Source organism: Enterococcus sp. DIV0574 (assembly GCF_051711125.1).
GTDB lineage: Bacteria > Bacillota > Bacilli > Lactobacillales > Enterococcaceae > Enterococcus_D > Enterococcus_D gallinarum.
The window spans coordinates 791,787-817,675 of the sequence record NZ_JBIOMA010000001.1 but is presented as its reverse complement, the minus strand read 5'-3'; the positions used below and the strand labels follow the sequence as shown (position 1 = coordinate 817,675).

The window sequence follows — 25,889 nt, the reverse complement described above, 5'->3', positions numbered from 1 at the left end:
CTTGTCTAAGAAAAAGGAACCGCGACAGAAGTCTGCAGCAACGAGTCAAATGAGTATCTGCCATGATTGATAGGATCACAGATTTACGACTTTTTCATTTATCGTTCATCATTTTGTTCGCTTACCTTCGACTTTGTCTCAGTCCCTATTTGATCGTGTAAAGAACGGTCCTTCTATTTAAGGATTTACTGTATCAGCTGACGTTTCTTTACCTTCAGTTAGTCCTAATACAACTGCTGATTTTTCTGGATTATGATTTTTGTCCATGGTGATCTCTCCCGTCACACCTTGGAAGTTTTTCAAAGCAGATAGTCCTTCAGCAATCGCAGTTGAGTCTGCTGAATCTTGATCTTCAATGGCTTGTTTGATCATGTAGACAGCGTCGTATGCCAATGCATTAAATGCGGAAGGTTCTTTGCTATACTTTGCTTTGAATGCTTCGACAAAAGGTTCTACCTTGTCATTGGCAGGAGCTTTAGTTGAGAAGTGTCCTGTATAATAAACATCCGATACATTTTCCGCGCCTGCTGTTTGGACCATTTTTTCATCACCAAAGCCATCCGCACCAATAATTGGCTGATCGATTCCTAATTCTCGGGCTTGCTTGATAATCAAACCAGCTTCGGTGTAGTAGCCAGGAATGAACAATACATCAAAGTCAGCATTTTTGATTTTCGTCAACACCGCTTGGAAATCTTTGTCACCTTCTGTGAAATTCTCTTCGAGTACAATGTCGCCATTGTAGCTATCTTTAAAGGCTGCTGATAATCCATTCGCATAGTCGCTGGAATTATCGCCTAAAATAATTGCTTTTTTAGCATCCAAGTTGTCTGCAGCATATTTTGCTAAGATCGTTCCTTGGAAACTGTCTTGGAAACAAGAACGGAAAGCAAATCCTTGAACTTTGTCACTGCTGACAGTAATCGCATCATCTGTTCCGGAAGGTGTCACTAACGGAACTTGTGCTTTGGTGACATTTGGCAATGCCGCCTTCGTCGCACCTGAAGTTGCTGGCCCGATCATTGCTACCACTTTATCATTGGTCGTTAAATTGGCTGCGACTGTCGCTGACTCATTATTGTCAGATTTGTTATCTTTTGAAACAATTTCAATTTGTTTTCCTAAGATACCGCCACTCTCATTGATTTCTTCAACCGCCAGATCAATTCCTTCTTTTTCCGCCGTTCCATAAGCTGCAACAGCACCCGATAATTCTAAATTGACACCTATTTTGATCGTATCACCTTCTTGTTTGTTGCCACCGCTAGCAGAACCGCTACCGCTAGTGGAACCACCAGTTGGTCCCGCACTACAAGCCGATAATAAAAATAAACTAGCAAATAAAAATGCAAATTTCTTTTTCATCATTATTCCTCCCCTACTCCCATGGATATGTTATCAAATATACTTAATAATAGGGAAAATGTCAACGAATTATCAGAATATTTTCTTTATTCAGATACTTTAAATTATTTTAAAAAAAATAAAGATTGATGCGTCGCGATTGTAATCGATTTCCGAAAAAAAAGTTGTGACCACTCTTCCAAAGTGATCACAACTTGTGTATCTGTTGATTCAAGGTTTATGTTTAAAATTGAAAAAAATGGCAGCAACAATGCGCTGAATCAATTCAGCACTTGTGCGGTGAAATTAGCTGCCGCTCCAACTAGATTGGCATCGTTTCGATAATCACAAAGCTTAATCAGTGGAACAAAGTCATTTAAGTCTTGTGCTGCCAGCATTTTCTTCATTCGTTGATTGATTTCTGGCAACAATCCTGCTTTTGCACTGACTCCGCCACCAATAATCAATACTTCAGGGTCAAAAGCAAATTGGATGCTGAATAACCCTTCAGTCAAATAGCGATAAAATTTGTCTACCTCTTCTTTGGCGATAATATCACCTTCTTCTGCTCGACGAAAGACTTCCTCGCCACTGATCGTTTTGCGGTCCACACCGATTCGGTCACAATAACGCCAAGCCATTTGAACAGCCGTCCCTAACTGTGAAAAAGATTTGCCTTTATCAAGAACCATCAAACCAAACTCGCCGCCGTAAAGATGGGCGCCTTTGATCAGTTTTCCTTGTTGAAAAAGTGCTCCGCCGACCCCAGTACCAATCACGATGAATGCTGCCGTGTCAAAATCTTTCCCAGCGCCTTGATAAAATTCTGCCATTCCGGCACAATTGGCATCATTCTCAATAGTGACTGGCAATTGAAATAACGCTTCCAATTCAGCGAAAATATTAAATCCGTGAATATATGGAATGGCGCTGATCCCATTGATCTGCTGCTGTGCAACATTCACCGCTCCTGGCGCACTAATGCCAACGCCTTCAAGAGGTTTTTTAATGCTATCTCGAATTGCTTTGAGCTCTTCTTTCATTTTTTGCCAAGTATCAGGCGTCGCAAATTGTCCTTTGTCACTTAATTGTTCGTCCTGCCATAATCCATATTTCACTGCAGAACCGCCCATATCAAATACTAGTAATGTCATCTCAACATTCCTTTCTCACTCAGTTGTCTCCCTTATTTTACTGTACTTTCCTCAGTTAAGAAAGCGATTTCTGTTGATTTCGTTGAAAAGGACAATAACGCGCTCTAAATGATTTGATTCAGAGTAACATGAATGGCGGACAAAACCCATTTTTCAAATGAAGTCAAAGTGCGCGAGATGCTTTTTAGAGAATTTTCTCTAAAATCACTTGATCAGTAAGTAGAATGCCGTTCTCATAAATGGGCTCTTTGTAATGATCGACAAAATAGTTTTTGACTATTTTTTTTTCAATGAAACCCATTTTTTTATAAAGTGTTAACGCTGCGGAAGGAAGATTACCAGTTTTGATAGTTACACAAAGAGTTTCCGTAGTTTTTGTTGCAGCAATCTTACTTAACGCTGCGGTCAGTAAACGACCACCGATTCCTTGATTCTGTGCTTCCGGTGCAACAGCAACATTCATGATTTCCCATCCTGCTGTTTGCAGTTGATAAACAATCACTCCTACGATCTGCTGCTCATTTTCAAAAACAAGAATCTCACTGGCTTGTATGTATCGATCTACCGCTTCTTTTTCTGGATCAGCATCCAGTAATAGCGGCCATGGCAAAGATTCTTTTGGTGATAAAGCTCGAATCATCGTTTTGCTCCTTTACTCCGTTCATTCCTGCCTACCCCTGCAGTTTGAAGGGTTTATTTTTTGCGATAGTGATAAGTAGGCTGCTCCTGATCTTGGGTATTTCGTTTTAATGTAAAGCGCTGAGGTACGTAGTCGATTCCCCCTTTTACAAACGGATGACAACGTAAAATTCGCGAGATTCCCATCAAACTTCCTTTACCTGCCCCATGTACTTGGATCGCCTGAATCATATAGGACGAACACGTAGGATAATAGCGACAGCTAGGGGGAAATAAGGGAGAGATGAATCGCTGATACAGCCGAACAAATCCAATCAAAAGCTTACTCACATCTCATACTCCTCTCTCTTCTATTTATAGAATTGAAAAAAACTAGAATAAAGCAATGTGCTCCATTCTAGTTTCAGCTTTGTTTACTTCATGAAGTCCAATATATGGTTCCATAGATGAGGCGAGAACACTTTTAACGGCATACCGTCTCCAATGATACCATAGCCGATCATAGTGCCGGCAATAAAGAGCAGGATCGCCAATAAGATAACCAACAAAATTTTTACCAAACTAGTTAAAATATATCGATTAAGCTTCAAGGTCGCATCTCCTCTTTAAACGGTTACTGGTGCTGTTTTTTCAGAAGTTGTTACCCGCTCAACAGAAGCACCTAACTGTTGCAATTTTTCGTGGAATTTATAATAGCCACGGTCAAGATACTTCAGATTACGGACACGAGTCAATCCGTTTGAACGCAAGCCTAATAAAATCAAAGCTGCTGCCGCTCGTAGATCCGTTGCATAAACCAGCGCGCCTTGTAATTCGTGGCCGCCTTCGATCACAGCGATGTTTCCGTCAATTTTAACATGACCGTTCATACGGCGCATTTCTTCTAAATGTTGGAAGCGATTTTCAAAAACCGTTTCATTCACGATGCTAGTCCCATCAGCCAACATTTGAATCGCAGTCATTTGCGCTTGCATATCTGTTGGGAAACCTGGATGAGGCATCGTTTTTACATCAGTTGCTTTGATTGTTTTAGGTCCAACTACCCGAATCCCTTCTGGAACTTCAGTGATTTTAGCACCCATTTCAGTTAATTTTGAAATCAGTGGACGATTGTGTTCAGAAATTGCATCTTTGATAATCACATCGCCTTCTGTCATTGCAGCAGCTACCATGAAAGTTCCTGCTTCAATACGGTCTTGTACGATCGCATGAGAGACCGCATGCAAATGGTCGACGCCTTCAATGCGCATGGTTTCTGTCCCAGCACCAAAGACTTTTGCGCCCATTTTATTTAAAATGTTCGCTAAATCTACGATTTCAGGCTCTCGAGCGACGTTCTCAATGATCGTCGTTCCTTTGGCTTTGACTGCTGCCATCATGATGTTTTGAGTAGCGCCTACACTCGGAAAATCAAGGTAGATCGTATTTCCTTTTAACTCACTAGCAATCGCTTCTATGTAGCCATCTTTTTGAATAATTTCAGCTCCCAGAGCTTGGAATCCTTTGAGATGCAGATCAATTGGTCGTTTGCCAATAGCACAACCTCCTGGCATTGCAACTTTCGCATGACCATTTCTGGCTAATAAAGGTCCCATAACAACGATTGATGCACGCATTTGACTAACATATTCATACGGTGCTTCAATAGCTAATTCGCGGGAAGCATCCATTGTAATGGTATTTTTTGATTGATCAAAAGCAATCTCGACGTTTAAATGACGGATCACTTCATTCATTGTCAAAACATCAGATAAAATCGGTACATTCTCTAAAGTCGTTGTTCCTTCTTCTGCTAACAAACTTGCTGCTAAAATAGGTAAAACGGCATTCTTTGCACCTTCAACCTTGACAGTTCCAATTAAACGATTACCACCTTGAACGATAATCTCTTCCATTTTGTTCCCTCCAAATAATGCAGTTGAATCATACACAAAATCTTGACAATTATAGCATACAATCGCACAACCTGCATGTATTATTGAATTTCTTAAAAACCTATTAAAAATAAATTACGGCATAATGCAATCAGTTCAAGGAAAAAAGTGCTAGCAGTATAGCCTAAAGCAATTGCTAAAAAGACCATGACCATCCGTATTTGCGTCGTTTGTAAGGCTTTAAAAAAAGCATCGATCCGCAAAGACTGCAACGCCCAAAACGCTAAATAGATAAATGCTAAATGACTGACGATACGAATAATCGCATCTACTCCATAAACTTGCATCCTCGATTCTCCTTTTCACATCTGAACGTTACTATCATACCACAAAATTTAAAAGAGCCAAAATATTCTTTCTTGAAACTTTCATTGGAAGACTTTAAAAAGACTTTAAAACGTTTTTGAGATAAAAAAAAGCAAAGACCACTGGTCTTCGCTTAGGAATGTTTTGACACATTGATTCGATTGATTGCACGATGCAAAGCAACAGTCGCACGTCGTAATTGGTCGATATCTTCCACTTGTTTTGCTTCTTCGATTTGCTTTTCGGCACGCTGTTTGGCACGTTCAGCACGAGAAACATCGATATCACGATCACGTTCAGCACTATCGGCTACAATTGAAACTACATTGTCCCGCACTTCCATGATTCCGCCATTGACAGCGATCCAATCGACGTGAGTATCGGAATCGATCCGTTTCACTCGAACTTCATCGATAGCTAAAGGCACGATGATCGGCGCGTGTTGCGGTAAGATCCCGATTTCTCCATCTGTCGTTCGTGCAACCACGATTTTGGCATGGTGTTCATACACCAAACCAGCAGGTGTCACCACATTAACCGTTAAAAATTGATCCATGAGGTTCCCCTCTTTCTCTATGGTTGCTTATTAATAACCTAGTGCTTTTGCTTTTTCAATTACATCTTCGATTCGACCTACACTTCGGAAGGCTTCTTCAGGAAGATCATCGTATTTACCTTCTAAAATCTCAGCAAATCCTTTGATGGTTTCTTCAACTGGCACATAAGAACCTGGTTGTCCTGTAAATTGTTCCGCTACGTGGAAGTTTTGTGATAAGAAGAATTGGATTCGACGCGCACGCGCTACGAGAGTCTTTTCTTCATCTGACAATTCATCCATCCCTAAGATCGCGATGATATCTTGCAATTCACGGTAACGTTGCAACGCATGCTGAACTTCGGTTGCTACTTCATAGTGTTTTTCCCCTACGATTTCAGGAGCTAATGCACTTGATGATGAAGCCAATGGATCTACCGCAGGATAAATCCCTTGTTCAGTCAATTTACGTTCCAAGTTCGTTGTCGCATCCAAATGGGCAAATGCAGTTGCTGGCGCTGGGTCAGTATAGTCATCGGCTGGCACATAGATGGCTTGAATCGATGTTACAGATCCTTTTTTCGTAGAAGTGATTCGTTCTTGTAATTGACCCATTTCAGTTGCTAGAGTTGGTTGATAACCAACGGCTGATGGCATCCGGCCTAACAAGGCAGATACTTCAGAACCCGCTTGTGTGAAACGGAAAATATTATCGATAAACAAGAGCACATCTTGACCTTCAACGTCACGGAAATACTCAGCAATGGTCAAACCAGTCAAAGCAACCCGCATCCGGGCACCTGGTGGTTCATTCATTTGACCGAAAACCATGGCTGTCTTTTCGATAACGCCTGATTCTTTCATTTCATAATACAAGTCATTACCTTCACGCGTCCGCTCGCCAACACCGGTAAATACTGAAATTCCCCCATGCTCTTGAGCGATATTGTGAATCAATTCTTGAATCAATACGGTTTTACCAACACCGGCACCACCGAACAAGCCGACTTTACCACCTTTTAAGTAAGGAGCTAATAAATCGATAACTTTGATCCCAGTTTCAAGGATTTCTGTACTTGTTGACAATTCATCGAAATCTGGAGCTTTTTTGTGGATGCCACTACGTTTGGCATCTTCTGGGAATGGTGCTTCCAAGTCGATAGTATCGCCTAGTACATTAAATACTCGGCCTAGAGTATCTGTTCCTACAGGGACAGAGATTGAGGCACCTGTATCGATGACTTCCATTCCTCGTTGCAAACCGTCTGTAGATTCCATTGCGATGGTGCGGATCACACCATCCCCTAGTTCTAAAGCGGCTTCCAATACTACTTTTGTTTTTTTCTCGTCTTTTTTGTAAACGATCAACGCATTGTTGATATCTGGTAAGGATTGGTCTAGAGAGAATTCCACGTCGACAACGGGACCAATGACTTGAACAATCTTGCCTGAACTCATTCGTATTCCTCCATTCGTTCTCGAAATTATTCTAACGCGGATGCCCCCGCAACAATTTCAGTAATTTCTTGGGTGATTGCTCCTTGACGCGCCCGGTTATAAGAAATCGTCAAATCCCCAATAATATTTTTGGCATTATCTGTTGCCGTCTTCATCGCAGTCATTCCAGCAGCATGCTCTGCTGTTTTGGCATCGACAATGGCACCATAAATCAAGCTTTCAGCATATTGCGGCAACAACTGATCCAAAATTGCTTCTCTTGAAGGCTCAAACAAATACTCTTGTTCATAGCTTTCTGCTTCTTCTGGATCCAAATCTGAGATAGGCAGCATTTTTTCCACGCGAAATTGGCTCGTCAACGAATTGATGTGATGGTTATAACAAACATATAGTTCATCAAATACTTCATTTTGATACATCGTTGTAGCTAAGGTAACAATTTTACGCACTTCGTCAAAACTTGGCTGATCGGAAAGATTTCTCAACTCATAAGCTAACTTGATTCCTCGTGTTTTAAAGAAATCTGCTCCTGTCGCACCGATGGCGATCATAACATATTCTTCATCTTGAGCATGATCTTCGTCCAGCATCGTCATCATTTGTTTCAAAATCGAACTGTTGTAGCCACCGACTAAACCGCCATCTGAAGTAATGACGATATAGCCAGTGCGCTTTACAGGACGACTAACAAGCATACTGTTGTAATTGACGCCCTCTTTAGGTCCAGCAGCTGCAAGATCTGAGAGTTGTTGCGCAGTAAGGTGAGTAACGATCTCACGCACTTTCGTTGCATAGACTTGAAATTGTTTTGAGTGTGCTTCTGATTTAGTCAATTTAGCAGCCGAAACCATTTGCATGGCGTTTGTGATCTGACTGGTTTTCTTGGTTGAGGCAATTCGTTGCTTGATCTCATTTAATGAAGCAGCCATTCATTCTCACCTCTTTTATGCATTTTGCATTGTTGACATTTTGTCTTGTGCTGAAACACGTGATGTATTTGCAGCCATGAAAATATCTTTGAATGCTTTGATTGTGTCATCTAATAAGCTTTCTTCTGGCAAGTCTTTCGTTGCACGAATCGTTTCAAACACATCTGCTTGATTTGCTTCAATGTATTCAAACAATTCTGCTTCAAAGTCTAATACTTTATTTACTGGCACACTGTCAAGGAATCCGTGCGTCAATGCGTATAAAATAACCACTTGTTTTTCAACTGCTAATGGTTCATGCAGTTTTTGTTTCAAAATTTCAACAGTCCGACGTCCACGATTCAATTTTGCTTGAGTAGCGGCATCTAAATCAGAACCAAATTGCGTGAAGGCTTCTAACTCGCGGTAACTTGCCAAGTCCAAACGCAATGTTCCAGCCACTTTCTTCATCGCTTTGATTTGTGCAGAACCCCCAACCCGTGAAACGGAAAGTCCGGCAGCTACGGCAGGGCGAACACCTGAATAAAACAGGTCATTTTCTAAGAAAATTTGTCCGTCTGTAATGGAGATCACGTTGGTTGGAATATAAGCAGAGATATCTCCTGCTTGGGTTTCAACGAATGGCAAGGCAGTCATTGAGCCTCCGCCTAGTTCATCACTTAATTTTGCAGCCCGTTCCAATAAGCGAGAATGCAAGTAGAAAACGTCCCCTGGGTAAGCTTCACGACCTGGCGGACGACGAAGTAGTAAGGAAAGTTCCCGATAAGCAACGGCTTGTTTTGATAAATCATCAAAAACGATCAAAACGTGTTTACCGTTATACATGAATTCTTCACCCATTGCTGCTCCAGCATAAGGGGCGATATATAATAGTGGTGCAGGTTGAGAAGCACCGGCTGATACCACGATCGTATAGTCAAGCGCACCATAGCGGCGCAATGTTTCTACTTGTGCACGAACCGTGGAATCTTTTTGACCGATCGCTACATAAATACAGATCATATTTTGACCTTTTTGGTTGATGATCGTATCGATTGCGATGGTTGTCTTCCCTGTTTTACGGTCACCAATGACCAATTCACGTTGTCCGCGTCCGATTGGAACTAAAGCATCAATGGCTTTCAATCCAGTCTGCATTGGTTCTGAAACGGATTTACGTTGCATAACACCAGGTGCAGCTGCTTCTACCGGACGAGATTTATCTGTATCGATTGGACCTAAGCCATCGATTGGTTGTCCTAACGGATTCACTACTCGTCCAATCAAAGCATCCCCAACAGGAACTTCCATGATTTTTCCAGTACGTTTTACTTTGTCACCTTCACGAATGGATTCAAATTCACCTAAGATGATGATCCCTACATCGTTGGATTCCAAGTTTTGGGCCATACCGTAAGAACCGTTTGAAAACTCAAGCAATTCTCCACTCATCGCATTTTCTAATCCGTGAGCCCGGGCGATCCCATCCCCTACGTATGTGACTGTTCCAATTTCTTCTACAGAAAGTTCATTTTGATAATTTTTGATTTGTTCTTTGATCAAGGCACTTATTTCTTCTGCTTTGATGGCCATCCGATTCACCTCTTATCTCTTGTTTATCTGCCGATCTGTTGTCGCAGATAATCCAGTTGGCTCTTAATACTACCGTCGATCACTTGATGATTGGCTTCCACGATGACCCCACCTAAAATGGCTGGATCAACTTTTTCTGAAAGCACTGCTTTCTGGTAGCCGAGCGTCTGTGCGATTTGTTTCGACAATTGTTCTTTTTGACTTGACGACAATGCAACTGCTGTGGTCACCGTACCACTGACTAAACCTTGCTGCTCGTCATAGCGGCGTTCATACTCATCAATGATCAGCAATAGGTCGTTCATACGATTATATTCATACACGATCTCAAGAAAATTTTTGACTAATCCATCAAAGTTATTAAATAACTGATCAACAAGTTTTCTTTTTTCATGAAGATCCAAACGATTATCGGTCACGATTTGGCCAAACATCGGAATCTCTTGATAAATCTGACGTAGTGTCATCAACTCATGATAAACAGCTTCAGCTCGTTGTTCTTCCATCGCCAATTCGAACAACGCCTTGCCATAGCGTTTACCTACAGTAAATTTATCGAGTTTCATTGACTGAACCTAATCCTTCGATATATTGATTAATTAAAGATTCATGATTTTCGGGAGTCAATTCACGGCCCAAGATTTTTTCTGCGATTTGAAGTGAAAGATCTGCAACATCATCTTTGACTTCTTTTAACGCAGCTTCTTTTTCAAGCGTGATATCTGAGTGAGCTTTTTCTTTCAAACGAGAAACTTCTTCTTTGGTCTCGTTCAAAATATTTTGGCGACTCAATTCTCCGCTGTCTTTGGCGCTTTTGATGATCTCCGCAGCTTCTGAATGGGAATTGGCCAATTTTTCTTGGCGTTCTTTTTCCAGTTTCGCTGCATTCAAGCGGGATTGTTCCGCTGAATCCAAATCATTGGCGATTTTTTCTTCCCGTTTTTGCATCATGCTACTAATGGCATCCCATGCAAAGTGTTTCAACAAGAATAGCAAAAGAAGAATTGAGCCGCTGACAAGAATAATATTGCCAAGCATAGCATTTTTTACTTCTGCTAGAACCAAGTGATTTAGCATAACGACTCTTCCTTTCTGAAAGTAATTCTCTCATTTAAAAAAGCAAAAACGAGTGCATTGTTCGTTTCTGCCTTTTTCACGTTTAGCCTTGGAAGACTAATAGCAACGCGATAACTACCCCCAAAATAGGCACAGCTTCGACTAGCGCTACCCCGATAAACATTGTTGAACGTAATTGACCTGACATTTCAGGTTGACGTGCCATTGATTCGATCGTTTTGGCGATTACTTGTCCGTTACCATAACCTGCACCAATTGCTGCTCCGATAATTGCTAATCCTGCTCCGATGAAATTCATATTGTTTTTCCTCCTAAAAGTGTTTGTTTTGATTAGTGTTCCGCCACGATTTTGTGGCTCATAAATACCATGGTCAATGTGACAAATACATAGGCTTGGATGGCGCCTATAAACAATGAGAAGCCAATCCAAATCATTTCAAGCGGCATCGCGATAGGCAATGACCACCAACCTAGACTTGTGAACATATTCGCTATCAACCCTAACAAGACCTCTCCAGCAAAAATATTCCCATAAAGCCGTAAGCCCAAAGTAATAACATTTGTAAATTCTTCGATAATTTTCAATGGTAATAAGAAACCAACTGGTTTCAAGTAAGAATTGATCATAAAGTTTTTGAAACCAAGCGTTTTGATACCAAAGAAATGTGTCAAACTAATAACCATAAGTGCAAGTGTCAAGGTGACAAAAGGATCCGCTGTGGGACTCTTCCATAAAGAGACATCATCAGCTGTCACGATCTTTGTGACCAGCCCAATTTCATTCGCCACAAACACAAAAAGAAACATTGTTACACCCAGCAAATGAAAGTTGTTCACTTGCGATCCTGGTATATTGTCAGCTACGATTCCGCGAACAAAATCAATGACCCATTCAATAAAGTTCTGCTTTCCTTTTGGCTTCATTTGCAAATTTCGTGTACAAATGAACACCACCAAAAAAACAATTATACAAGAAATGATTGTCATCATTGCTACAGTTCCATCAAACCAAATCGGACCGATGTGAAACATAAGCGATTTTTCATCCAATCTTTCTCACCTCTTTTCCTGTCATCTCCAGAAAATATCTGGTGTTACAATGCGTTTCCTCTCATAACAATCGGTATCATACCACCACGACAAGAAAATTTCAAAGTATTTTCAAGAAAATTAGACAAAAAAGTTTTTCTGCCAAAATTCGAAAAAAAACTTAATTGAAACACTGTCGTGAAATTTCATGAAAAGCTTGGTACATCAGTACCTTTGCCTTAAATGCTACCAAATTTTTCCCTAATCTCAAAGCAATACACTTTAAATGATTCTAAAAGAACTTCTTAGAAGATTAAAAGTTTCTAAGAGCACGATCAATTTGCCGTTCCTGATCTTTTCGTTTTAGGGTTTCTCGCTTGTCATATTCGCGTTTTCCTTTGGCTAAGCCGATCAAAACTTTGGCATAACCATCTTTGATATAAACTTTTAGCGGAACAATGGTCATTCCTGTATTTTTGCTTTCACCGATTAACCGAGCAATCTGCTTTTTATGCAGTAACAATTTTCTTGTACGCAAAGGATCATGATTAAAAATGTTCCCCTGTTCATAAGGACTTATATGAACATTATACAAATAGGCTTCTCCATTACGGATACGAACAAAGCCGTCTTTTAGATTGATCCGACTGTTGCGGATCGATTTGATCTCAGTTCCTTGCAGCACGATCCCTGCTTCGATCGTATCAAGGATCGTGTAGTCATGACGAGCTTTTTTGTTTTGGGCAATTAGTCTGCCCTCTCCCTTAGGCAACGGTCATCCCTCCTACTTTTTCTTAATTCCTTTATAGAAAGGTTTCTTTTTTGAATTTCCGTTTTTTTTCTTTTTACGAGAAGATTTTCCCCGTAAATTTTCTTTTTTCTGTCGATCTGAGGTTTGTCTTCGCTGTTTGTTTTCTTTATTTTGCTTTTTTTTAGGCTGTTGGATTCGTATGACTTCTTCTGCTTCAATCAATTCAAAATCGATTTCGCGAGTCTCTGGATCCGCTTTGATCACTTTGATGCGGACTTTTTGTCCGATCTTAAACGTTTGCCCAGTACGTTCACCTACTAATGCGAGGTGGTTTTCCAAGTAATGGAAGTAATCTTGTTTCAATGCAGTAATATGGATTAACCCTTCGATGGTATTCGGCAACTCCACGAAAAGTCCGAATTTTACTACTGAGCTAATAATCCCGTCAAACTCTTCTCCTACTTTATCGGCCATAAATTCAGCTTTTTTAAGAGCATCTACTTCACGTTCTGCTTCCACTGCTCTTCGCTCCATTTGTGAACTGTGTAAAGCAATATCTGGAAGGTTCTGCTCCCACTTTTCTTGATTGCTTTCTGACGGATCCGTACTGTATGAACGAATCAGCCGATGAACGATCAAATCGGGGTATCGGCGGATCGGTGATGTGAAGTGGGTATAGTAGTCTGCAGCCAGTCCATAATGCCCATAGTTATCTTCAGAATATTTTGCTTGTTGCATACTTCGCAACAGCATGGTGTTGACCACCATCGCTTCAGGTTTATCTGCAACATCTTCCACGACTTTTTGTAGATCTTTGGGCGTGATGGAGCCTTTTGTCTGCTTGACAACAATTCCTAACGCAGAAGCAAAATCAAAAAAGCGCCGCATTTTTTCTTCTTTTGGTTCTTCATGGATCCGATAAATGAACGGCAATCGACGTTTGTTGAAATGCTCTGCCACTGTTTCATTAGCAGCCAGCATAAAGGACTCAATCAATCGTTCGCCAACTCCTCGTTCGCGAAGAAGGATGTCCTGAGGATGCCCTGCTTCGTCAACCAATACTTTGGCTTCACGATCCTCAAAAGAAACTGCCCCCCGCCGAACGCGCATCGCTTCTAAGATTTGATGCAATTCAGCCATTTCCTTAAACATCGGAACAAGCGAGGCATAACGAGCCATTGTCTCAGGCTCTTGGTCTTCCAAGATTTCATTTACTGCTTGATAAGTCATTCGTTCTGTTGTTTGAATGATGCTTTGAAAAATCTCATGTTTGATCACTTTACCTGAAGAATCGATTTCCATCTCACAACTCATTGTCAACCGCGGAACGTGAGGATTCAGTGAGCAGATACCATTTGACAGCCGCTGAGGGATCATAGGAATGACCCGATCGGTCAGATAGACACTGGTGCCTCGTTCAAAAGCTTCCTTGTCTAGGGCACTGTTTTCTGTCACATAATAAGAAACATCTGCGATATGGACCCCTAAGAAAAAGTTGCCGTTGGCTAATTTACGAACGGTGACCGCATCATCAAGGTCTTTCGCATCTGCCCCATCGATCGTGACAATCAATTGTTCCCGCAGGTCACGACGTTCTGGGAATTGTGCTGGATCAATGGCATCAGGAACTGCATCAGCTTCCGCTAATGTTGCTTCTTCAAACTTTGTCGGAATGCCGTTAGCTACGACGATCGACAAAATATCCATTCCAGGATCATTTTTATGACCAACTACTTTTTTGACTAGTCCTTCCAAGCTTTTAGAGTAGCCTTTCTCCGGATAGTGAGTGATCTCAACGATCACAATGCTGCCATCTACCGGACGAACGCCTTCTGCACCGATGAATACTTTTAACTCATTCATTTTTTTATCTTTTGGCTGAACGACTCCATAGAGGTCTGTTTCTTGGATCTCCGCTTCATCAAAGAGTGTAAACTCACCGACAACTTGTGTGACTGCCCGTTTGCGGATTTCAACGACTTTGCCCTCTGCCCCTTTATCGGAAAAAGGATCAGCAGCATGAAGTATGTCGATAGCAACTGTATCTCCATCCATCGCATAGCCAGTCGATTCTTTAGGAATATAGATGTCTTCTTCTTCCTCATCGATACTCACAAATCCAAAGCCTCGTTCGTTTGCTCGGAATGTTCCTTCAACTAAGACTCGCTGCATTGGCAATTTGACTTTGCCTTTCTTATTGAAGAGAATGCTCCCCTCTCGTTCCATTGCGGCTACTGTTTGAACAAGATTTTTGAAATCCTCGCTTTTTTGCAGTTGCAATGCTTCGGCAATTTCTTCCATGGAAAAGCTTTTCTTGCGGCTTTCTTCCATGAACTGAATAATTTTTGTTTTAATCGTCTCTTTCATTTTTTACCCTTCCCAAGCGAGGCTTTCCAGAAAAGCCCAAACATCTTGTTCTAATTTTTTTCGTTCTGGGCCGACAGTCACTACATGTCCACTATGTGGATACCACTGTAATGTGTAGGGCACATGAGACAATGCTGCTGCTGTGCGAAAAACCGTCTGAGGATCAATCATACGGTCTCTTCCTGCTTGTGCAAGAAAAACAGGCACATCGATCGTGTCAAGATTAGTTGCTGTTTCTTGCCCAATCGATTCAATTTCTAGCAGCTGAGCTCTGACTTGTTGCGGTACGCGAGCCAAAATCATTTGCTGCTCTTCGGATGAATAAGAAGAGTATTCCAGAATCATCTCTGCATATTTTTCAAAATTTCGCGGCACATCATTCTTTGTTTCAAAGAGCGGTGAACAGAATAGCCCACCACCGATTAGCGCAGGTTCCGCTTGTGTCAAACTGTTCATGGCAAAGATGCCTCCCATTGACAATCCCAACACAGCAATTTTTTGGTAACCTTTTTCTTTCAAAAATTCAATCGCTGCTTTGGCATCTGCTCGCCATTGTTGAATTCCTTGATTCAAAATATCTTCAGGGTTTGTTGTCCCATGACCCGAAAACATCGGTGTATAAACAGTATACTCTTTTTGTTCTAAAAACCGGCAAAGCATCCGCACATCATTGGGACTACCAGAATAAGCATGGAACAAAATCACTGCCCGATCTCCGTGGGGAGCAAACACTGGTTTTGGTTGGTTAAAATTCTTCATTTCTTCGTTTCACCTCACGTCCAATTCTACCATAGTTCGATGATTTCAACGATAAATGCGTTCATAAGATTTTTGGCAAAGAAAAAACCCCTCGCAGCCGAGAGGTTCCAAATTTCATCCAATTATTTTGATGACAAATAGGCCAAAAGAAATAGCAAGACCATCCATACAAAGCCTAAAATGGCAGTTGAACGTTGCATTACCGCTTCAAATCCACGCGCTTTTTGTTTACCGAACAATTGGTCTGCTCCACCCGTAAACGCGCTGGCAGCACTATTTTGTTTGCTTGGTTGCATCATAATCGTAATAACCATGATCACAGAAATCACAATCACTGCTGCTAATAATATATTGTACACGATAGCTCCTCCTTGCTTGCTAGAATCGTCCTTCTAACTCTACCACATTCGGGACCTTTTTTCCAGTATATTTTATTGATGCTATGGCGATGTTCCCTGCATCCAAACAAGACAACTACTAAATCCCGGAACAAAAAAAGACACTAGCCGTACAGCAACATAAAAATCGTTGTTGCACGACTGTTGTCTCAATCATTTTCTACCGAAATTCAGCGAGCCAATACATCATCATATTCTGATTTTTCTTTGAACTCTTTGACAGCGAATGAACAAACTGGCATGATTTTTCGATCTTCGCGGCGCGCTTTTTCTACCACCGCATTCAGTAATTTTTGTGCTAACTTCTGACCGCGATACGCAGAATCAACAAATGTATGATCAACCACCAACACATCGTCTGGCGCCTCTTGCCAGGTGATTTCTCCTATTTCCTTGCCGTCATCGTATAAGGCAAAACGTTTGTTTTCTTCTTTGATTTCCATTTTTTCACATTCCTTTCTAGTTAAAAAAATTCAAATGCACTATTACTCTGTTGCCTGGATAAATTGTAGAATAGTCGGCCAATATTCTGGACTTTCTGTGACCGCTTGAAGATGGCCCATCTTTGGAAAAATGACTCGTTTTTTTTCCCCAGCAGTTGCTTCCATCAATGTGTCTGTTTCTTCTGCTGAGACAAATGGATCTTCAGAACCATGTAAAAATAAAACAGGTAAATGGTTACTGCCTAGTTGGCGTGTGACAGAGATCTGTAGAAATGGGTACCCTACTAATTGTTTACTGTAACGATTTGCCATACGCAGGAACCGTTTGACGGGTAATCCAGAAAGACGCGGTAAATTGGCTCGTATCAAACTATAGATCGAGGTATAGCTGCTGTCTGCAATCAATCCTCGAACTTGAATAGGCAATACTTCTCCACTCGCTAAGAGGACTGTTGCGGCCCCCATCCCTTGACCATACAAGAAAATCTGGCATTGTGCATCTTTTTCAACTAATTTCTCGATCCAGAGAATCAGATCTAAGCGATCCAACCAGCCTAACCCGATTTGAAGCCCTTCACTTTGCCCGTGTCCGCGAAGATCTGGCACTAAGACATTGTGTCCGGCTTGCCACAAGCGTTCCGCGGCATCTTGACAATCGACTTGTCCAGAACTGCGATAGCCATGAAGACAAATCACCCATGTTTTGGCACACTGATCAAAGACCCGTGCATGTAACAGAACATCATCCGTTGCAGTAAGGGTACATTCGGACCCTTCTTGCCAGAAAGTTGAAGGTGCTTCCTGTGATCGCTGTCCCGAAGGAACAAGTTGTTTTCTGCCTTCTTTTTCATACCAATGGTTGTTGCGCATGATCAGAGCAGATACAAAATAACGTACACCTTTTTTTAGGACTGCAGTTCGGTAAATATAGTATAACCCAGCAATCAGTCCAATAAGTACAATTATCAGCCAAAGCATAGGATCCCTCCCTTGACTCTAGTGTACCATCTGCACAGCAAATGAGCCAAAAATTTAAACAGATTTTAGGTGTCCTTATAAAATAACCAGTAATCAAAAACCTTTGAGAAAAAACATTTCTGAACCAGATAAATTGATTTTCCCCAAAGATTTTTTTTACGGTGACGGTAGCTGAAGATACCAGCAATCAGAAGGAGCAAACCTCCGAAGAAGATTAAAGCACAGAATGATTCTTCATTCATCTGCGACAGTTTGGCTGACAGATGATTGCCGATGACCAATTCTTGCCCTATTCGAGTATCGGATTTAAGCAAAAAAACCCAATCACGAGAAAAAGAGAATCTTGATCGTTTATCGATCAAAATTCTCTTTTTCATTGCTAAATGGAAGGCTCCTTGTCATCATTGATCAAGAATTTAAGCAATTCTGACTGTTCTGCAAAAATTGCTTCCACAGATGAGCTTCGATAATGACTCTTTTGCTCGGTAACTTCTGATAGCTCGGAATCAATTTGGTTAGTTGATTCGACGTACTCTTCGATTGGTGCAGATTCTGCACGCACTTCCGGTTCTGAAAAACCATGATTCATAGCTGATGGACGGCTATCCTCAAAGCGATCAGCCGAAGTCTTCGGTTGGTCTTGCCAGAACAATTCCCCAAATAAATACATTCCCAGCGCATTTTTATTATTAAACACTTTACAAGATAGCCCCATTTTAGCTAATACCTGATTCACTGTGTTTTCATTGATCGTTCCTGCAGAAATATCCCGGATCAGTATTGTATCCGCATATTGAACATCCTGATCACTATTGACATAATCAATGAATTGATCCGTCAAAGCCGTCAGCTCTTTTTTAACGATTTCGGTTAAATCGACGGTCTGACGTCCATTGATCGTCACAATAAATGGATTGTTCTTCTTCGTTGTGACCAGCATATCGTAGATTACCCCAGCATCCAAATCAAAAGTTGGCGTGGGATGATTTCCCTCATTTTCTTGGTAAGCTTGTACCACGTTGCCGGCTAATTCATACAAGCCGTCTGTAACTTTTGTACTTTTGATCAGTTCGCCATTTTCATAACTGTCACAAGTTAGATAATGATCATTAATCTCAAACACATAAGTCAATCCCGCCAGAATTTCTTCAACGCCTAACATTAAATGAATATCGTTTCGTCTACTTTCAAAAATCACAGCCAACGATTTGGGAATCAGTTTTACTCGTTCGATTCGTATCCGATAGTGGGTACCATTAACGACTGTCTCGAATTCATCTGCCAGTTGCCTCTCGATTTCTGCCAGCTGGTCAAAACTTTCTGTTGCTACGCCAATGCACAATGAGCAGCTAAAGCAATCCTTTGCAATTTCAGTGAAAAGCGAGGTTCTCTTCTCTACTAAATAAGAAAGTATCGTTTTGATATATGTCTTAAAATTTTGGTCTCCAATGGCTGCCAATGGATTTCCAAAGGTTTGGTAAGCCTTCGAACGTCGACTATATAACTTGTCGAAGCCCCAAGTAATTTCTTGCTCGCTTCCCCCGAGAAGAATTCGTTCCCCAACTTTGTTTTTGGAGTGGGTCGGTTCATTATTCTTTCCTAAAAGATACTGCAGATTATTTTTTTTGACTTCTGAATAAACAGAACTTCTGACATCTTGATAACCATAGCCAACGACGCCTACTCGAAATTCATCAATGTCTAATGCAATGATTTTGTCCACACTAATCCTCCTAACTTCCCTATTTGTCATGATTTCTTGCTCCCCAAACATTCTGTTGTTGTTTCAGCCGCTACTCTTTTGTCTCCGCTTGAATAAAGAATGCATTTGACAGTTCTTGTATTTTCTTCGCCTGTTCGTTGACTTCTGTTTCTAAAAAAAACAAATCGTTGAAAATCGCTTTTGTATTGCGTACATGTTCCAAAAGATCATTGACTTTGACCCGCTGCAAGTCAATTTTTTGGCAGAGATCTCTCAGCTCATCTTGACTGTTCTTCAGAATAAAAAAATCGCGATACCCAATGGTGGACTGTTTTTTTTCTGAGATCATTTGCTTTAATCGCTCAATTTTACTATCCCGTTGTTCGATCGTTTGATTCATCTCTGCTAGCATCTGGTCTAGCTCGCTGATCTGGACGATTGCGGATAATTTCTTTGTGATCATCGATTGTGTCATTCTTGATTTGCCCCTTTGTTTAGGAGTATTTTTACTTCTGAATCCACTAGTGCAGTCCTAGTAAATATTCCCGATCGCAGTAAGCAACTAAATGAAAGAACATTGTTCTTCATTCGCAGCATTTCTTCATCTGTTAACTCACCTAATTTATGGTCAATTTCTTCAATCCCAGCGATAACAATCCCAAGTCCTAGTTTCTGTACCATCTCTGCTATGGCTGCTTGTTGCCATACAATGACAGGGATGCCTAATGAGAGATACAATGAAATTTTGTGAGGCGCATTATACTTCGTGTACTGTTGATAGTCACCACCAGCTGGCAATTTATCATCCCACGCAAGACCAAAGCCATTCTTCTCCATCTTGCGAATCAATTCTTCTTGCTCAAATACACCACAATAATGGACATTTGCGCCAAAAGGGCGATCATTCTTTTCACCATATACGAGAATTTCAGTGCGATTGGGCCATTGCTGTAAAAAAAGGGTTTTTGCTAAATTCCCTGCAAAGACAACTCGTTTTTCTGGCCGCTCATGACTGACACTTACTTCCTTGTGTCGATAGTCAAAAAACGGTTTTTGGACCATTTTTCGGGTCACTCCTCGTTCGACTAAGGCTGTCTGCATAGCTTGACTATGAACGATTAATAATGTGGCTTCGTTGAAAAGAGCAGCTTCATCAAAGTCGACTTTCCCTCGCAACATCTCAGCATCATGGATGAATAAGATCGTATAGATCCTTCTTTGCTTCATTCTTTGTAAAAACATCCGATCGAAATGGGCACCGTTATAGCTTGGATATTGGTAGACCACCATATCTTGATTGGCAACACCAGCTGTAATGCCATCGATCCTCGAGGTAAGTGCGTAATCATCTTCATTCTCATCGATATAACGATAAATATATAAAGGCTGATAATCCATCCCCTTGGCAATGTCACAAACATCTGCTTTCGCCTTTTTGACTGAATCTGCTGCATTCGATTCAATGATCGTCGTCACCCACCGATTCACGCTTGCCCCATCTCCTTTTCCATCATTGCTCGCACAAACATCACTTCATCTTTTGGTAAGCACCATTCTGCACCTTTCAAATTTTTGGAAAACAGTTGCACAGCTGGATCTTCTTGCGAAGTATTCCTTGTAAGGATCAGATATTTGACTAGCTTTAGAACCGTTTGATTGTAGACATCAATATGCCAATGTTCTTCCATTAAACGACTCGCATGTTGAAGCAATTGAATGGCATCTTCACAGCGTTGCATATCTACCAAACATTCCGACAAATCCAATACGGCTCCTACTAAAACTGGTCGGAGTTCAGTAAAGTCAGTTGCATTTATTTTCTTTAATAGACAGCTTTCTAACAGAAAAATTTGTTTTTCTAAAGAAGAGGATTGCAATCCATAGCGATGTTTGATGCGCAACGTAGCCAAATATAAGAGACTATCAAACAATGTATAAAAATCAGTTCCGAGAAAAAATGTTTCAAGCATCTCTAAACTTGCTTGTGGGACTTTCTGGTTCATACAGCCGAACACGAGGTCAGAATAGGCCAGCATAAGTTTAAACATCACATTATCCTCAGTAGCAGGACGAAATTTTTCTAACTCTTTTCTGACTTTGAGAAAGGTGACGAACATGTCCTCTTTCGTTGATAAAGAGCTATAAATCAGTACACTTAATAGATGAAGTTGTTCATCTGTTGACATAGCAAACATGTCTAACAATTCGGTATCTGATATGCTCAACATTTTCTTGATTCCAACAACCATTTCGAAAGGCAGGTCGATTTCATATTGTACCCACCTATAGTATCGTGAGCGAGATAACCCAATCTTTCTTTCAAAAGACTTCACAGATAGACCTTTACATTTGCGGATTTCTTCTAATTTCTCGCGATCAATATTGACAGCAACTACTGATGTATCAGGTATCTTTAAGTCTGGGTTGATCGTACTGATTAATCGACAAACGCTTAGTAATCTAGTTTCCATATTTTTCAAATCCTTTTTTCTAAAATGCAGGACCTATTTCCAATTTTTACTTCTGTAATGCTTCCAACAAAGAATAGACCAACGATCCAAGGATCACGATCGACATAACCAAGGAAAGCACGATGGTGACAGCTTTCCCTTTTTTTTTCTCTTCCGAGTGATCTCTTACGTTTTCTCGTTCTTCTTGAAATCCTGCTTGAATCGTTTTATCTAACTGATTATTTGCCAACGAAATCACCTCTCCCCAGTTTATTTCCAGCTAACAACTATGAAGAATACAGTGTTTAACTATTGGATTTGATCAGTTGCCAGCTATAGCGACTCACTCATTTCTGCAACGTTTTCTGTTGGTTCGTTTTCCTCTGCACCTGTATTAGCTTCTACTTCTGTTTCTTCTAATGAACGCAATTCATGAATCAGCTCTTGACTCAATTGACTCACTTCGCTATCCTGTCTTTCTACGGTTGAGGTCAACATATCAATGATCTGATCGGTTTCATTCAAGAAATACGTCCGAAGCATTTGCTTTTCAACCTCGTAAGCAGAAAAGAGTTTTTCATAAATCATTTGCAATCTGTTTTGCTCTTCCTGTTGCTGCTCAAAAGACGCATTGAATTGTTTTTTTAACGATTGGATCTCATTTAGATCGATGTCATTTTCTGACTTATTGATCATTGCTTTCATCTCTTGATTGATCTGAATCAATTGATCAATCAATTCTTTTTGTTGATGCAGGATGCGCTTTGCCTCCTCCTGCTCATTCTCAAAAGAGAGCATGGATCCGCTGTTTTCTTTGATTAATGACATGATTTGCTCATACAATTCATTGACCTTCATTTTCTTCATTTCGTCTTCATCCTTTCAAGACAACTTTGTCCATGCAAACATTCTTATTTGCCAATAGTTGATAATTCTTCTGATCCACTTCCACCCTATGGATGTAAGGGATGTGATCATCTAAAATACTCATTAAATTTCCTTTGATATTCCCTTTGCCATCAAGAGGCGACTCTTCCAGATACAGGGTATTTCTTGAATTAGATGTTGCTAAAGCGAACAATTCTAATCCCATGTATGAAATTCCCACGGTATCATTTTCTGTTAACCGCAAAGCTAACTGTTCCCGAATGAAATCAAGTGTTGTATTAAATTTCTGGGTTACCTTCAATGTTGCAGTATCACGAATCGTGACCAAGTTGATTGCTCCCTGATAAAAGTAATAATTCAAGATGCTTTGCTGCTGATCATTGAAAAAAGCAATCTCTTGAACCTGATCGTTACAATAATAAATAGTTGAGAACAATTTCCCGTCAGCGGCATATTCTTCAATGAAGTCTATCGTGCCATCCGGATAGAAGTACCGTACCTCTTTGACATGTCTTCTAGTCATAGGGTATAAGCTCACTTTGCCTATTTCATCCCCGTCTGTAATCAACGAAATGGTACGATCTTCGTTCATATAGACTTCTGTACAATAAGCCGTTGGGACTTGGTTAAAAAATAAAAAGGTTTCTGGATCGTGGCTCCGTTGTGTGACTTGATCTAAAATATTTATTCCCTGCACCGCTTCTTTTTGAAGCATCGCTTGAAAATTTGGACTTGGTGAGATAGACAACACTTGGTTTCCTTCTTTGATTCGTGATTTTTGTGTCATCCATATCCGGTCATTGGGTCGGATTACAGTGACTAATTCATAATGCATCGATCAACTCACTCCATTTCTCTGCAATTATCGAGTCTTGAAACATCCGGACAGACTTGCGGGTGTTGGCTTTAAGTTGGTTTAAATCAGTAGCGACTAACTGACGAATTCCTTCTGTTAGTTGCTGGACATTGTAGGTATCATCATTTCTGGAAAAGTCTTTCAAATACCCATTGACCCCTTCTTTGATCAACTCCATCGCCCCAAAACGTGCCTTGTACGTCACAATTGGTAATCCCGCATTCAATGCTTCGATATAGGTCAATCCAAATCCTTCTGAAAAAGAGCCAGAAATAAAGGCATCATAATTGGGATATACCTCATTGATCGCATGGGAGTGGCCTTTTAATTGAATATATTCTTCTGCATTTAGCTCCTTGATTATTGCATTCAACTTGCTTTCTTCTCCGCCTTGACCATAGATATCTAAAGAGAGTGTTGGATGTTCTTTTTTTGCTGCAGCAATTGCACGTATCACAAGATCAATGTGCTTTTCTGATGCCAAGCGAGAGACCGTCACAAACTTCTCCGCCTGTTGTTTGCCTTTTTCAAATGATTCTTCTGTCATATCGCGAATCCCCCCCACAGGGATCGTCACAATTTTTTCGGATTCGTTTGGAAAATCGATCAGTAGATCTTGTCTCTGCAATTCTGTCGCAACAACGATGTGAGTAACTTGCTCTAAATGCGTCAATGCATATTCATAATAATTGTTCCAAAGAGGCGCACGAGGTACATCACGATCAGATAAATGATCAGCATGTACTATTTCGATCAATTTGATTTCTGGAGGACAATGATCATATAAGGCGGCCTCACTTTCTTCTCCTCGATCAATGATGATAGTTTTGGTTTCTGGGAACTCTTCCATCAATTGTTTAAAGAAAAAGCGTTGCAGCAAGACTTCATTTCTAAAGAAGCGATGTTTGCCCTTAAAAGCAAACAAGTGAATATTCGTCATCACTCTTCCTCGATGAGGATCATTGCGATAGCTGTACATGATTTTTCTTTGATTCGTTCGATAGTCAAAAATCTCTACCCGATAATCTGAAACTAGCAATAACCCTTCTTTTTTTCGGCTAGGGGATTTTTCCATGTGCTCAACGATTTTCAATCCTGATGATGTGATGGTTTCTTTAATCCTATGCGTGTTCGTGGCGTCTACCAAGAGGTCCTGTTTCGCGGTAAAATTCGCTTTAGCTCCTTGTCTTAAATAGTCACCTTCTAGGGCAAAATATTCCCACATGGAGATGACTTTATTGTCTGGTATCTTCCAAGCTGCCATCGCTTCATGAAGATTCTTTACTAATTCCATAAAAATATATTTATACGGAATATTTTTTCTATCAAAACAAGCAGCACGGTAGAACTGTGCATGTTCCACACCAGAATTGCCGATTCCCATTGCTTTATTTACAAAAAAATTCATGATGTCCCCCTTTTATTTAGGTTGATTTTTTTCTATTTTCTTTTAAATTTTCTAATACATTCAGTGCCCTTCGATTAAGTACGATTTTTTTCTGCAAACGATGCATAAGCTCAGTTGACTCAGTTTCTTTGTTTGGTTTTGCAAATAATAAAGCCAGTATAGAAAAATCATCGTGATAACAGGATTCCAGTAAAGAAAAATTTTGTCCCATTTTAAGGGTGATTTGATCAGGATTATCGATTCGCTGATAGATTTGTTCAAGCAAAACTTCCAAAAACGATGAAGCAGCCGTAACACCGGGTTCAATAAATAATCCCGCTTCACAATCAGGAAGTGAATATTCTTTGACATAACTATTCTGTTTTTCGAATACAACCGATAATGCAGCACTTTCCCCCACCAACGGAGTAACTGCAACAATGTTTGCTCCTGAGTTTGAGCCTGAGTTTGCGCCTATAGGAACCACCGCCAAAGCTTGGTTCTCCTTAGTGGATAAAACCAATTCCTTAAAAAGAATCTGTTGGTGCTTCTTGTTTACCATATGAATTTGGTAATCAGTGGCGTTTTGTGGAAAACGGAAGCTCTCCTGGGTTGTTTCGAAGACCAGTTTTTCAAGAAAAAAGCCGTCTTTATCAAAAAATTCCACCAGCAGCTGGACTGCTTCTTTACGATCGAATTCAGCATGAAGTGTTAACTCGTACTCGTGTCCAGGCAGCAACATCGGCAACATAGGTGATTTTCGACTACTGTGAAATTCTGTTTTCGAATACCAGGACTTAATACTGACGCCAGGAGGCATCAGAGGTGAAGAATAAGCGACGTCACCAGAGGATGTGTAGGCTATTTTTGCGCCATAATTGTAATTATCATTAAAGTCGATCCCCCACTTGATACGGTACATGCTATTCATCG

At 40.6% G+C, this 25,889-nt stretch carries 31 protein-coding genes; all 31 read right to left on the bottom strand.

Annotated features, from left to right (window positions below):
• Positions 1–177 precede the first annotated feature (177 nt).
• Complete coding sequence (locus tag IGJ45_RS04000; protein WP_003127598.1) at positions 178–1,365, bottom strand: ABC transporter substrate-binding protein; 1,188 nt, start codon at positions 1,363–1,365, stop codon at positions 178–180.
• A 260-nt stretch (positions 1,366–1,625) separates the two neighbouring features.
• Positions 1,626–2,498, bottom strand: coding sequence for an ROK family protein (locus tag IGJ45_RS03995; protein WP_003127596.1), 873 nt, complete (start codon positions 2,496–2,498; stop codon positions 1,626–1,628).
• A 184-nt stretch (positions 2,499–2,682) separates the two neighbouring features.
• Positions 2,683–3,138: a GNAT family N-acetyltransferase gene (locus IGJ45_RS03990; protein WP_176333174.1), complete on the bottom strand. Its 456-nt coding sequence runs from the start codon at positions 3,136–3,138 to the stop codon at positions 2,683–2,685.
• A gap of 53 nt (positions 3,139–3,191) precedes the next feature.
• Positions 3,192–3,467, bottom strand: coding sequence for a membrane protein insertion efficiency factor YidD (gene yidD, locus IGJ45_RS03985; protein ID WP_003127593.1), 276 nt, complete (start codon positions 3,465–3,467; stop codon positions 3,192–3,194).
• An 83-nt stretch (positions 3,468–3,550) separates the two neighbouring features.
• A complete protein-coding gene (locus IGJ45_RS03980) occupies positions 3,551–3,727 on the bottom strand; it encodes a DNA-directed RNA polymerase subunit beta (RefSeq protein WP_005471848.1) in 177 nt (58 codons plus the stop codon).
• 15 nt (positions 3,728–3,742) lie between these two features.
• A complete protein-coding gene (gene murA, locus IGJ45_RS03975; RefSeq protein WP_003127592.1) occupies positions 3,743–5,032 on the bottom strand; it encodes a UDP-N-acetylglucosamine 1-carboxyvinyltransferase in 1,290 nt (429 codons plus the stop codon).
• A gap of 92 nt (positions 5,033–5,124) precedes the next feature.
• Positions 5,125–5,358: a DUF1146 family protein gene (locus tag IGJ45_RS03970; protein WP_003127591.1), complete on the bottom strand. Its 234-nt coding sequence runs from the start codon at positions 5,356–5,358 to the stop codon at positions 5,125–5,127.
• Positions 5,359–5,510: 152 nt separating this feature from the next.
• A complete protein-coding gene (locus IGJ45_RS03965; RefSeq protein WP_003127590.1) occupies positions 5,511–5,933 on the bottom strand; it encodes a F0F1 ATP synthase subunit epsilon in 423 nt (140 codons plus the stop codon).
• A gap of 30 nt (positions 5,934–5,963) precedes the next feature.
• Complete coding sequence (gene atpD / locus IGJ45_RS03960) at positions 5,964–7,370, bottom strand: F0F1 ATP synthase subunit beta (RefSeq protein ID WP_003127589.1); 1,407 nt, start codon at positions 7,368–7,370, stop codon at positions 5,964–5,966.
• A gap of 26 nt (positions 7,371–7,396) precedes the next feature.
• Positions 7,397–8,299, bottom strand: a complete 903-nt coding sequence (locus IGJ45_RS03955) for a F0F1 ATP synthase subunit gamma (protein WP_003127588.1) — start codon at positions 8,297–8,299, stop codon at positions 7,397–7,399.
• A 15-nt stretch (positions 8,300–8,314) separates the two neighbouring features.
• Positions 8,315–9,871 carry a F0F1 ATP synthase subunit alpha gene (atpA, locus tag IGJ45_RS03950; RefSeq protein WP_003127587.1) on the bottom strand — a complete coding sequence of 519 codons (1,557 nt, stop codon included), beginning with the start codon at positions 9,869–9,871 and terminating at the stop codon, positions 8,315–8,317.
• Between the two features lie 23 nt (positions 9,872–9,894).
• Positions 9,895–10,437 (bottom strand): ATP synthase F1 subunit delta, encoded by a 543-nt coding sequence (atpH, locus tag IGJ45_RS03945; protein WP_349703927.1) that lies wholly within the window; start codon positions 10,435–10,437, stop codon positions 9,895–9,897.
• Entirely contained in the window at positions 10,424–10,948 is a 525-nt protein-coding gene (gene atpF, locus IGJ45_RS03940; RefSeq protein ID WP_003127585.1) for a F0F1 ATP synthase subunit B, read from the bottom strand. Before atpF ends, atpH begins: the two co-directional genes overlap by 14 nt.
• 82 nt (positions 10,949–11,030) lie before the next feature.
• Positions 11,031–11,246 carry an ATP synthase F0 subunit C gene (atpE, locus tag IGJ45_RS03935; protein ID WP_003127584.1) on the bottom strand — a complete coding sequence of 72 codons (216 nt, stop codon included), beginning with the start codon at positions 11,244–11,246 and terminating at the stop codon, positions 11,031–11,033.
• 32 nt (positions 11,247–11,278) lie between these two features.
• Complete coding sequence (atpB, locus tag IGJ45_RS03930; RefSeq protein ID WP_003127582.1) at positions 11,279–11,998, bottom strand: F0F1 ATP synthase subunit A; 720 nt, start codon at positions 11,996–11,998, stop codon at positions 11,279–11,281.
• 292 nt (positions 11,999–12,290) lie between these two features.
• Positions 12,291–12,749 carry an SsrA-binding protein SmpB gene (smpB, locus tag IGJ45_RS03925; protein ID WP_003127581.1) on the bottom strand — a complete coding sequence of 153 codons (459 nt, stop codon included), beginning with the start codon at positions 12,747–12,749 and terminating at the stop codon, positions 12,291–12,293.
• Between the two features lie 12 nt (positions 12,750–12,761).
• Positions 12,762–15,095 (bottom strand): ribonuclease R, encoded by a 2,334-nt coding sequence (gene rnr, locus IGJ45_RS03920; RefSeq protein ID WP_103300945.1) that lies wholly within the window; start codon positions 15,093–15,095, stop codon positions 12,762–12,764.
• Positions 15,096–15,098: 3 nt separating this feature from the next.
• The gene (locus IGJ45_RS03915; RefSeq protein WP_349703926.1) at positions 15,099–15,854 is read right to left on the bottom strand and encodes an alpha/beta hydrolase; all 756 of its coding nucleotides are present in this window, start codon (positions 15,852–15,854) and stop codon (positions 15,099–15,101) included.
• A 122-nt stretch (positions 15,855–15,976) separates the two neighbouring features.
• Entirely contained in the window at positions 15,977–16,213 is a 237-nt protein-coding gene (gene secG, locus IGJ45_RS03910; protein ID WP_003127578.1) for a preprotein translocase subunit SecG, read from the bottom strand.
• Positions 16,214–16,422: 209 nt separating this feature from the next.
• Positions 16,423–16,725, bottom strand: coding sequence for a GNAT family N-acetyltransferase (locus IGJ45_RS03905; protein WP_225585961.1), 303 nt, complete (start codon positions 16,723–16,725; stop codon positions 16,423–16,425).
• 12 nt (positions 16,726–16,737) lie between these two features.
• Positions 16,738–17,673: an alpha/beta hydrolase gene (locus tag IGJ45_RS03900; RefSeq protein WP_103300947.1), complete on the bottom strand. Its 936-nt coding sequence runs from the start codon at positions 17,671–17,673 to the stop codon at positions 16,738–16,740.
• Between the two features lie 65 nt (positions 17,674–17,738).
• Complete coding sequence (locus tag IGJ45_RS03895; protein WP_208774862.1) at positions 17,739–18,050, bottom strand: hypothetical protein; 312 nt, start codon at positions 18,048–18,050, stop codon at positions 17,739–17,741.
• 2 nt (positions 18,051–18,052) lie between these two features.
• Positions 18,053–19,396: a hypothetical protein gene (locus IGJ45_RS03890; RefSeq protein ID WP_279282477.1), complete on the bottom strand. Its 1,344-nt coding sequence runs from the start codon at positions 19,394–19,396 to the stop codon at positions 18,053–18,055.
• A 70-nt stretch (positions 19,397–19,466) separates the two neighbouring features.
• Positions 19,467–19,850 carry a hypothetical protein gene (locus IGJ45_RS03885; RefSeq protein ID WP_003127574.1) on the bottom strand — a complete coding sequence of 128 codons (384 nt, stop codon included), beginning with the start codon at positions 19,848–19,850 and terminating at the stop codon, positions 19,467–19,469.
• Entirely contained in the window at positions 19,847–20,863 is a 1,017-nt protein-coding gene (locus IGJ45_RS03880) for a hypothetical protein (protein WP_349703925.1), read from the bottom strand. The genes IGJ45_RS03885 and IGJ45_RS03880 overlap by 4 nt, the downstream gene beginning before the upstream one ends.
• On the bottom strand, positions 20,860–21,846 hold the full coding sequence (locus IGJ45_RS03875) for a helix-turn-helix domain-containing protein (protein WP_081131225.1): 987 nt from the start codon (positions 21,844–21,846) through the stop codon (positions 20,860–20,862). Before IGJ45_RS03875 ends, IGJ45_RS03880 begins: the two co-directional genes overlap by 4 nt.
• Positions 21,847–21,892: 46 nt before the next feature.
• Positions 21,893–22,084 carry a hypothetical protein gene (locus IGJ45_RS03870; protein ID WP_003127570.1) on the bottom strand — a complete coding sequence of 64 codons (192 nt, stop codon included), beginning with the start codon at positions 22,082–22,084 and terminating at the stop codon, positions 21,893–21,895.
• Positions 22,085–22,158: 74 nt separating this feature from the next.
• Positions 22,159–22,692, bottom strand: a complete 534-nt coding sequence (locus IGJ45_RS03865) for a hypothetical protein (RefSeq protein WP_103300951.1) — start codon at positions 22,690–22,692, stop codon at positions 22,159–22,161.
• A 7-nt stretch (positions 22,693–22,699) separates the two neighbouring features.
• Positions 22,700–23,548 (bottom strand): DUF2963 domain-containing protein, encoded by an 849-nt coding sequence (locus tag IGJ45_RS03860; RefSeq protein WP_003127568.1) that lies wholly within the window; start codon positions 23,546–23,548, stop codon positions 22,700–22,702.
• Positions 23,538–24,977 (bottom strand): glycosyltransferase, encoded by a 1,440-nt coding sequence (locus IGJ45_RS03855; RefSeq protein ID WP_003127567.1) that lies wholly within the window; start codon positions 24,975–24,977, stop codon positions 23,538–23,540. Before IGJ45_RS03855 ends, IGJ45_RS03860 begins: the two co-directional genes overlap by 11 nt.
• A 16-nt stretch (positions 24,978–24,993) precedes the next feature.
• Entirely contained in the window at positions 24,994–25,887 is an 894-nt protein-coding gene (gene asp3, locus IGJ45_RS03850) for an accessory Sec system protein Asp3 (protein WP_138371633.1), read from the bottom strand.
• Between the last annotated feature and the right edge of the window lie 2 nt (positions 25,888–25,889).

What these genes read in the sequence shown, in the direction of transcription:
- IGJ45_RS03955 (WP_003127588.1), bottom strand. Translation starts at nt 8,299, where the DNA reads ATGGCTGCTTCATTAAATGAGATCAAGCAACGAATTGCCTCAACCAAG.
- IGJ45_RS03970 (WP_003127591.1), bottom strand. Translation starts at nt 5,358, where the DNA reads ATGCAAGTTTATGGAGTAGATGCGATTATTCGTATCGTCAGTCATTTA.
- IGJ45_RS03895 (WP_208774862.1), bottom strand. Translation starts at nt 18,050, where the DNA reads ATGAAAAAGAGAATTTTGATCGATAAACGATCAAGATTCTCTTTTTCT.
- IGJ45_RS03860 (WP_003127568.1), bottom strand. Translation starts at nt 23,548, where the DNA reads ATGCATTATGAATTAGTCACTGTAATCCGACCCAATGACCGGATATGG.
- IGJ45_RS03875 (WP_081131225.1), bottom strand. Translation starts at nt 21,846, where the DNA reads ATGGAAACTAGATTACTAAGCGTTTGTCGATTAATCAGTACGATCAAC.
- IGJ45_RS04000 (WP_003127598.1), bottom strand. Translation starts at nt 1,365, where the DNA reads ATGAAAAAGAAATTTGCATTTTTATTTGCTAGTTTATTTTTATTATCG.
- IGJ45_RS03915 (WP_349703926.1), bottom strand. Translation starts at nt 15,854, where the DNA reads ATGAAGAATTTTAACCAACCAAAACCAGTGTTTGCTCCCCACGGAGAT.
- atpE (WP_003127584.1), bottom strand. Translation starts at nt 11,246, where the DNA reads ATGAATTTCATCGGAGCAGGATTAGCAATTATCGGAGCAGCAATTGGT.
- IGJ45_RS03965 (WP_003127590.1), bottom strand. Translation starts at nt 5,933, where the DNA reads ATGGATCAATTTTTAACGGTTAATGTGGTGACACCTGCTGGTTTGGTG.
- IGJ45_RS03865 (WP_103300951.1), bottom strand. Translation starts at nt 22,692, where the DNA reads ATGAAGAAAATGAAGGTCAATGAATTGTATGAGCAAATCATGTCATTA.
- asp3 (WP_138371633.1), bottom strand. Translation starts at nt 25,887, where the DNA reads ATGAATAGCATGTACCGTATCAAGTGGGGGATCGACTTTAATGATAAT.
- IGJ45_RS03990 (WP_176333174.1), bottom strand. Translation starts at nt 3,138, where the DNA reads ATGATTCGAGCTTTATCACCAAAAGAATCTTTGCCATGGCCGCTATTA.
- IGJ45_RS03855 (WP_003127567.1), bottom strand. Translation starts at nt 24,977, where the DNA reads ATGAATTTTTTTGTAAATAAAGCAATGGGAATCGGCAATTCTGGTGTG.
- murA (WP_003127592.1), bottom strand. Translation starts at nt 5,032, where the DNA reads ATGGAAGAGATTATCGTTCAAGGTGGTAATCGTTTAATTGGAACTGTC.
- atpF (WP_003127585.1), bottom strand. Translation starts at nt 10,948, where the DNA reads ATGCTAAATCACTTGGTTCTAGCAGAAGTAAAAAATGCTATGCTTGGC.
- IGJ45_RS03900 (WP_103300947.1), bottom strand. Translation starts at nt 17,673, where the DNA reads ATGCTTTGGCTGATAATTGTACTTATTGGACTGATTGCTGGGTTATAC.
- IGJ45_RS03995 (WP_003127596.1), bottom strand. Translation starts at nt 2,498, where the DNA reads ATGACATTACTAGTATTTGATATGGGCGGTTCTGCAGTGAAATATGGA.
- atpH (WP_349703927.1), bottom strand. Translation starts at nt 10,437, where the DNA reads ATGAAACTCGATAAATTTACTGTAGGTAAACGCTATGGCAAGGCGTTG.
- IGJ45_RS03885 (WP_003127574.1), bottom strand. Translation starts at nt 19,850, where the DNA reads ATGACACAATCGATGATCACAAAGAAATTATCCGCAATCGTCCAGATC.
- rnr (WP_103300945.1), bottom strand. Translation starts at nt 15,095, where the DNA reads ATGAAAGAGACGATTAAAACAAAAATTATTCAGTTCATGGAAGAAAGC.
- atpD (WP_003127589.1), bottom strand. Translation starts at nt 7,370, where the DNA reads ATGAGTTCAGGCAAGATTGTTCAAGTCATTGGTCCCGTTGTCGACGTG.
- atpA (WP_003127587.1), bottom strand. Translation starts at nt 9,871, where the DNA reads ATGGCCATCAAAGCAGAAGAAATAAGTGCCTTGATCAAAGAACAAATC.